6 protein-coding genes and 1 tRNA gene are annotated in these 5,698 nt (G+C 71.7%); 2 read left to right on the forward strand and 5 right to left on the reverse strand.

From position 1 onward, the window contains the following. Positions 1-110: 110 nt before the first annotated feature. The 3 genes from ACFU5G_RS28775 to ACFU5G_RS28785 form a co-directional block, all read right to left on the reverse strand. Entirely contained in the window at positions 111-1,145 is a 1,035-nt protein-coding gene (locus tag ACFU5G_RS28775; protein ID WP_377252357.1) for a glycine betaine ABC transporter substrate-binding protein, read from the reverse strand. Positions 1,146-1,280: 135 nt separating this feature from the next. Then, complete coding sequence (locus tag ACFU5G_RS28780) at positions 1,281-1,964, reverse strand: ABC transporter permease (protein ID WP_377252359.1); 684 nt, start codon at positions 1,962-1,964, stop codon at positions 1,281-1,283. Continuing rightward, positions 1,961-2,620: an ABC transporter permease gene (locus ACFU5G_RS28785; protein ID WP_377252361.1), complete on the reverse strand. Its 660-nt coding sequence runs from the start codon at positions 2,618-2,620 to the stop codon at positions 1,961-1,963. The genes ACFU5G_RS28780 and ACFU5G_RS28785 overlap by 4 nt, the downstream gene beginning before the upstream one ends. Before the next feature lie 43 nt (positions 2,621-2,663). Here ACFU5G_RS28785 and ACFU5G_RS28790 point away from each other — a divergent pair, with 43 nt between their 5' ends. Beyond that, positions 2,664-3,740 carry an ABC transporter ATP-binding protein gene (locus ACFU5G_RS28790; RefSeq protein WP_377252363.1) on the forward strand — a complete coding sequence of 359 codons (1,077 nt, stop codon included), beginning with the start codon at positions 2,664-2,666 and terminating at the stop codon, positions 3,738-3,740. A 49-nt stretch (positions 3,741-3,789) separates the two neighbouring features. Beyond that, a complete protein-coding gene (locus ACFU5G_RS28795; protein WP_377252365.1) occupies positions 3,790-4,686 on the forward strand; it encodes a RimK family alpha-L-glutamate ligase in 897 nt (298 codons plus the stop codon). A 72-nt stretch (positions 4,687-4,758) separates the two neighbouring features. On the opposite strand, the gene ACFU5G_RS28800 is transcribed toward ACFU5G_RS28795, so the two are convergent. Together ACFU5G_RS28800 and orn are read right to left on the reverse strand one after the other, a co-directional pair. Continuing rightward, positions 4,759-4,834 (reverse strand) — tRNA-His (locus ACFU5G_RS28800). A 72-nt stretch (positions 4,835-4,906) separates the two neighbouring features. Next, positions 4,907-5,542, reverse strand: a complete 636-nt coding sequence (orn, locus tag ACFU5G_RS28805) for an oligoribonuclease (RefSeq protein WP_377252367.1) — start codon at positions 5,540-5,542, stop codon at positions 4,907-4,909. Positions 5,543-5,698 lie beyond the last annotated feature (156 nt).

Below are 5,698 nucleotides of genomic sequence, written 5' to 3' on the forward strand. Positions count from 1 at the left end.
AGGCCTAAGTTTCTTCGCTTTGAGCCTGCTCAAAGCGAAGAAACTTAGGCCTCGAAAGGGAACCGCACAGTCGCCCGGCCCGCGAGAGGGCGGGGCGGGTCAGTGGCGGGTCAGCTCGTGGGCGTCAGCGAGCCGTCCGAGCTGAAGACCAGGCCGAGGGTGACCTCGCCCTGCTGCAGCGCCGACTTGGTCAGCGGGCCGCCGGCGTCGAGCGAGCGGAACTCCGCGAACTCCAGGCCGTAGGTCTCCTCCAGGCCGGGCTGGCAGAACGGGCGCTCCGTGCACTCCGGCGGGCCGCCGAGCACCAGGCCGCCGCACGCCTCGGCGAGCTCGCTGAGCGTCGTGAGGCTGTGCTCGTCCGCGAACGCCTTGGTCACGGCGAAGGCGTTCTGGTCCTGAGCGGGGGACGGCTGGCCGAACACGAGGCCGACCTCCTCGCCCAGACCCGTGAGGCCCTCGACGGTCGCGTCGAGGTCGCTGCTCGCGACCGGCTCGGCGTCGGCCCCGTTGACGTCCTTGTTGATGAACTCGGTCAGCGTGCCCACGTACTCGGGGATCACCTGGACCTGCTTGCCGTCCTCCAGCGCGGGGAGGTAGGCCTCGCGGTTGCCGATGGTGGTGACCTCGGCGTCGTACCCGGCGGCGTTCAGCACCGTCGCGTAGATGGTGCCGAGCGTGGCGCTCTCGGCGAAGTCGGCGGCGCCGACGACGATCTTGCCGCTGCCGCTCTGCTCGGGGGCGTCCAGGCCGGCGTCGGCCACGAACTCCTCGGCGACCTCCTTCGAGGTACGGCGGTCGACGTCCACGGCCTTGTTCAGGCCGATGAGGGTGTCGGTGTCGAGCGCGGCGGAGACGGTGTCGAGCAGCGGGATCAGCGTGTCGTCGCCCTCCACCGCCGCCGCGTTCACGGCCGGGATGATGTTGTCGACGGTCTGGAGCTGCTTGTCGTCCTCGAGCACCACCAGCTCGTCACCGGGGACGGCCTCGCAGGCCGCGAGGCTGCTGCCGCCGGTCTCGCTGCTGCCACCGTTGTTGCCACCGGCAGAACCCGGCTCGCCACAGGCGGTCAGGAACGCGAGGGAGACGACGGCGGCCGCGGCGCCGAGCGCGCGGGGCAAGGACACATGCGTACGGGGGAACTTCATCGAATGTCTCCGAACGTGGGTGACGTACATCTGTTCTACGGCTTCGATCTGTCCCATTCGACCCCGGCAGGCGGTCGATGGCAAGGGATAAACCCGCTCGTGAGGATGTCGTTACATTAGGCCGCCCGGCGGGTTCTAGCCCGCCCGGGCCCGCAGCGGCGCCGGCGTGGTCAGACGCTGCCCGATCGCGAGCACGCCGTCGATCGCGAGGCACAGCCCCGCGACCACGATGCCGCCCGCCAGCACCTCGCCGTACCGCTGCGTGCCCATGCCCAGCGCGATGATCTGGCCCAGGCCGCCGCCCCCGGCCAGTGCGGCCAGCGGGATCGTGGCGACGACCTGGACGATCGTCACCCGCAGGCCCGCGGAGACCAGCGTGGTGGCCAGCGGCAGCTCGACCTGCAGCAGGATGCGGCCGTCGCTCATGCCCATGCCGCGGGCGGCGTCCTTGGCGTCGGGGTCGGCGCCGCGCACGCCCTCGTAGGTGTTGACCAGCAGCACCGGCACGGCGAAGAACGCCGCGGCGATGACGGTGGCGGTGTTGCCGAACAGGCCGCCCGCGGCGAGCAGCAGGATGATGCCCAGCGTCGGCAGCGCGCGGGACGCGTTGGTGAGCCAGACGACGGTGCCCGCCCCCCGGCCGCTGTGCCCCAGCCAGGCGCCGGTCGGGATGGCGACGGCGGCGGCGACGGCCACGGCGATCGCCGTCATGACCAGGTGCTCGCCCGCGAGCTCGAGGATGCCGCCGGGCTCGGTCCAGGTCAGGGGGTCGTTCAGCCAGACGATGGCCTCCTGGAGGACGCCGGTGGGGGCGCTCATGCGGCCCTCCCGCGCAGCCAGGGGGTCAGGGCTCTGCCGACGGCCCACAGGGCGAGGTCGAGCACGAGGGCGAGCGCGATGGTCGCGAGCGTCGCCGTCATGATCTCGGCCCGGTAGAAGTTGTTGCGGAAGCCCTGGAACATGAGCTGGCCCAGCCCGCCGTACCCGACGACGACGCCCACGGTCACCAGCGCGACGGTGGACACGGTGGCCAGTCGCAGCCCGGCGATGATGCTGGGCAGCGCGCTCGGCATGGCCACCTGCACCAGCAGGCGGCCGGGACCGTAGCCCAGGCCGCGGGCGGCGTCGGTGACGGCCGGGTCCACGGTGGACAGCCCCGCGACGGTGTTGCGCAGGATGATCAGCAGCGCGTAGACCACGAGGCCCACCAGGACCGGCGTGCGGCCGATCCCCAGCAGCGGCGCCAGGATCGCGAACAGCGCCAGCGACGGCACGGTGTACATGACCGCCGCGGTGCCGAGCACCGGCCCGGCCAGCCACCGCGACCGGGAGACCAGCGCCCCCAGCGGGATGGCGATGGCCGCCGAGATCAGGACCGCCTCGATCGTCAGGCCGGCGTGCTCGACGGTGCGCTGCCAGATCAGGGGCGCGTTGTCGACCACGTACGACCAGGAGAACCACGGGTTGCCGGGCATGCCGTAAAACCTATCGTGCTCTTCACCCGGTAGGTTCGAGCACATGGCTTCTCGCACCGTGATCGAGCTCGACACCGTCCGCAAGGCGTTCGGGAGCGGCACCGTCGCCGTCGAAGGACTCAGCCTCTCCGTGCGCGAGCACGAGGTGCTCGCCCTCGTCGGCCCGTCCGGCTGCGGCAAGTCCACCACGCTGCGCATGGTGAACCGCCTGGTGGAGCCGACGTCGGGCCGCATCCTGCTCGACGGCGAGGACGTCACCAACAGCAACCCCGTGGCCCTGCGGCGTCGCATCGGCTACGTGATCCAGAACGTCGGGCTGTTCCCGCACCGGACGGTCGAGGCCAACATCGCGACCGTCCCCGGCCTGCTCGGCTGGGACCGGCGGCGTACGCGGGCGCGCGTGGCCGAGCTCCTGGACCTCGTGGGCCTGCCCGCCGCGACCTACGCGAAGCGGTACCCGCACGAGCTGTCCGGCGGTGAGCGCCAGCGCATCGGCGTGGCCCGGGCGCTCGCGACCGACCCGCCCGTGCTGCTGATGGACGAGCCGTTCGGCGCCGTCGACCCGGAGTTCCGCCGGCACCTGCAGACCGAGTTCCAGCGCATCCAGCAGGAGACGGGCACCACGGTGATCCTCGTGACGCACGACATCGACGAGGCCGCGCGCCTGGGCGACCGCATCGCCGTCCTGTCCCGCGGCGGCAAGCTGGAGCAGGTCGCGAGCCCGCTCGCGGTGCTGGCTCACCCGGCGTCCGAGCGCGTGCGCGACTTCATCGGCGACGGCGCGGCCTCGCGCATGCTCTCGCTCGCGCAGGTGGAGACGACCGACCTGGACGGCGCCGACCGGATCGTGCAGCCCGCCCCCGCGCCCGTGCGGCTCGGCGCGCGCCTGACCGACGCGTTCGAGGCCGTGGCGGCGCTGCCGGCGTCGGCCATGGGGCGCGTGCCCGTGGTGGGCGAGACGGGGGACGTCGTCGGCTCCCTCACCGCCGACGGGATCCTCGGCGCCCTGCGCCGGGCGGCGGACGCCGCGGCCGACACCCCGTGGGACGCGGCGGAGACGGAACCGGCCGAGGAGCCCGCGGACGCCGACGACGCCGCTGTGACCGACGCCGCGTCCTGACCGGTGCGCAGGCCGGGACTTCGGACAACTCGCCCGATAGTCTCGGGGCGTGACCAACGCACGTGTAGCCCTCGCGACCTGCTCCCAGCTGCCTGACCTCGACAAGGACGACGTGCCGCTGATCGCGGCGCTCTCCTCGCGCGGGATCACCGCGGAACCCGCCGTGTGGGACGACCCCGCCGTCGACTGGCAGGCCTACGACCTCGTGCTGGTCCGCTCCACCTGGGACTACTCGCCGCGGCACGACGAGTTCCTCGCGTGGGCGCGCTCGCTGCCGAAGGTGGCCAACTCCGCCGACGTCATCGAGTGGAACACCGACAAGCGGTACCTGCGCGAGCTCGAGGCCGCGGGCATCCCCGTGATCCCCACCATCTGGCTCGACCCCGCCCGGCACCTGTCCAAGCGCGCGGTGCACACCCGCATGCCCGCGTTCGGCGACTTCGTGGTCAAGCCCGTGGTCAGCGCCGGTGCCCAGAACACCGGCCGCTACCAGCCCGTCTCGGCGGAGTCGCGCGGCAAGGCCATCGCGCACGCCACCCGCCTGCTCGACGACGGCCGCTGGGTCATGATCCAGCCCTACGTCACCTCCGTGGACACCACGGGCGAGACCTGCCTCATCTTCGTCGACGGCGAGCACACCCACGCCATCCGCAAGGACGCGCTGCTCACGGGCCCCGCCGAGGACAAGGGCGAGCTGTACGCCGAGGAGGAGAACTCGGCGTACGAGGCCACGCCCGAGCAGATCGAGGTGGCCGAGCGGGCGCTCGCCGTGGCGCGCACCGCGACCGGCGCGGACCTCACCTACGCGCGGGTGGACCTCGTCACGGGCGACGACGGCGTGCCCATGGTCATCGAGCTCGAGCTCACCGAGCCGTCGCTGTGGATGAAGTACGGCACGGGCGTCGAGGACAAGCTGGCCGACGCGGTGGTCAAGCTCCTGGGCTGAGCCGGGGGCGGCGTCGGCTGCCGGCGGAGACGGAAGAGGGCCCCTCACCGGAGTGAGGGGCCCTCTTCTGCATGGGGTGAGCGACGGGACTTGAACCCGCGGCCCTCGCGACCACAACGCGATGCTCTACCAGCTGAGCTACGCCCACCATGCTCGTCGATCCTGGACCGGCGACCGTCGAAAAGCATACATGGTCAGCGGCCACGATCCGAACTCATACCTACGGAGCGAGCTGCTTCGTGACGGACGTCTCGGCGATGCGCGCGGCGGCGGCCCGCGCGGTCGCCGTGTCGGGGCCGGGCTGCGCGGGGAACAGCACCTCGCGGTAGTAGCGCAGCTCGTCGATCGACTCCAGGATGTCGGCCAGCGCGCGGTGCCCGCCGTCCTTCTTCGGGGAGGCGAAGTAGACCCGCGGGTACCAGCGCCGCGAGAGCTCCTTGATCGAGGAGACGTCGATGATCCGGTAGTGCAGGTAGTCCACCAGGTCGGCCATGTGCAGGTCGAGGAACGACTTGTCGGTGCCGACCGAGTTGCCGGCCAGCGGAGCCTTGCCCGGCTCGGGCACGTACTCGCGGATGTAGGCGAGGATCTGCTCCTGCGCCTCCTCGAGGGTCAGCCCCTGGTCGAGCTCCTCGAGCAGGCCCGACGTCGTGTGCATGGCGCGCACGAAGTCGTTCATCTGCTCCAGCGCCTCGGCAGGCGGCTTGACCAGGACATCGACACCGGTGCCCAGGACGTTGAGGTCGGAGTCGGTGACGATCGCGGCGACCTCGATCAGCGCGTCGGCGCGCAGGTCGAGGCCGGTCATCTCGCAGTCGATCCAGACGATGCGCTCGTTGGGGTTGGGAAGGCTCACCGGCCCAGCCTATTCCGTCCGGCGGCGGGGGTGTTCCGCTGGGTGCGGTACGGGAGTCCGGGCCGTGCTGCTCGACGTCGGCACCTTCCTGCGAGGTCGGCAGTCGGCATCGAGGTCGGCACAGGCCTGTGCCGACCTCGATGCAGGGTGCCGACG

The sequence above is a fragment of the Promicromonospora sp. NPDC057488 genome, assembly GCF_042802395.1.
Taxonomy (GTDB): Bacteria; Actinomycetota; Actinomycetes; order Actinomycetales; family Cellulomonadaceae; genus Promicromonospora.

Bases quoted from the DNA above. Each gene is read 5' to 3' on its own strand.
- ACFU5G_RS28775 (WP_377252357.1), bottom strand. From the start codon at position 1,145: ATGAAGTTCCCCCGTACGCATGTGTCCTTGCCCCGCGCGCTCGGCGCC.
- ACFU5G_RS28780 (WP_377252359.1), bottom strand. From the start codon at position 1,964: ATGAGCGCCCCCACCGGCGTCCTCCAGGAGGCCATCGTCTGGCTGAAC.
- ACFU5G_RS28785 (WP_377252361.1), bottom strand. From the start codon at position 2,620: ATGCCCGGCAACCCGTGGTTCTCCTGGTCGTACGTGGTCGACAACGCG.
- ACFU5G_RS28790 (WP_377252363.1), top strand. From the start codon at position 2,664: ATGGCTTCTCGCACCGTGATCGAGCTCGACACCGTCCGCAAGGCGTTC.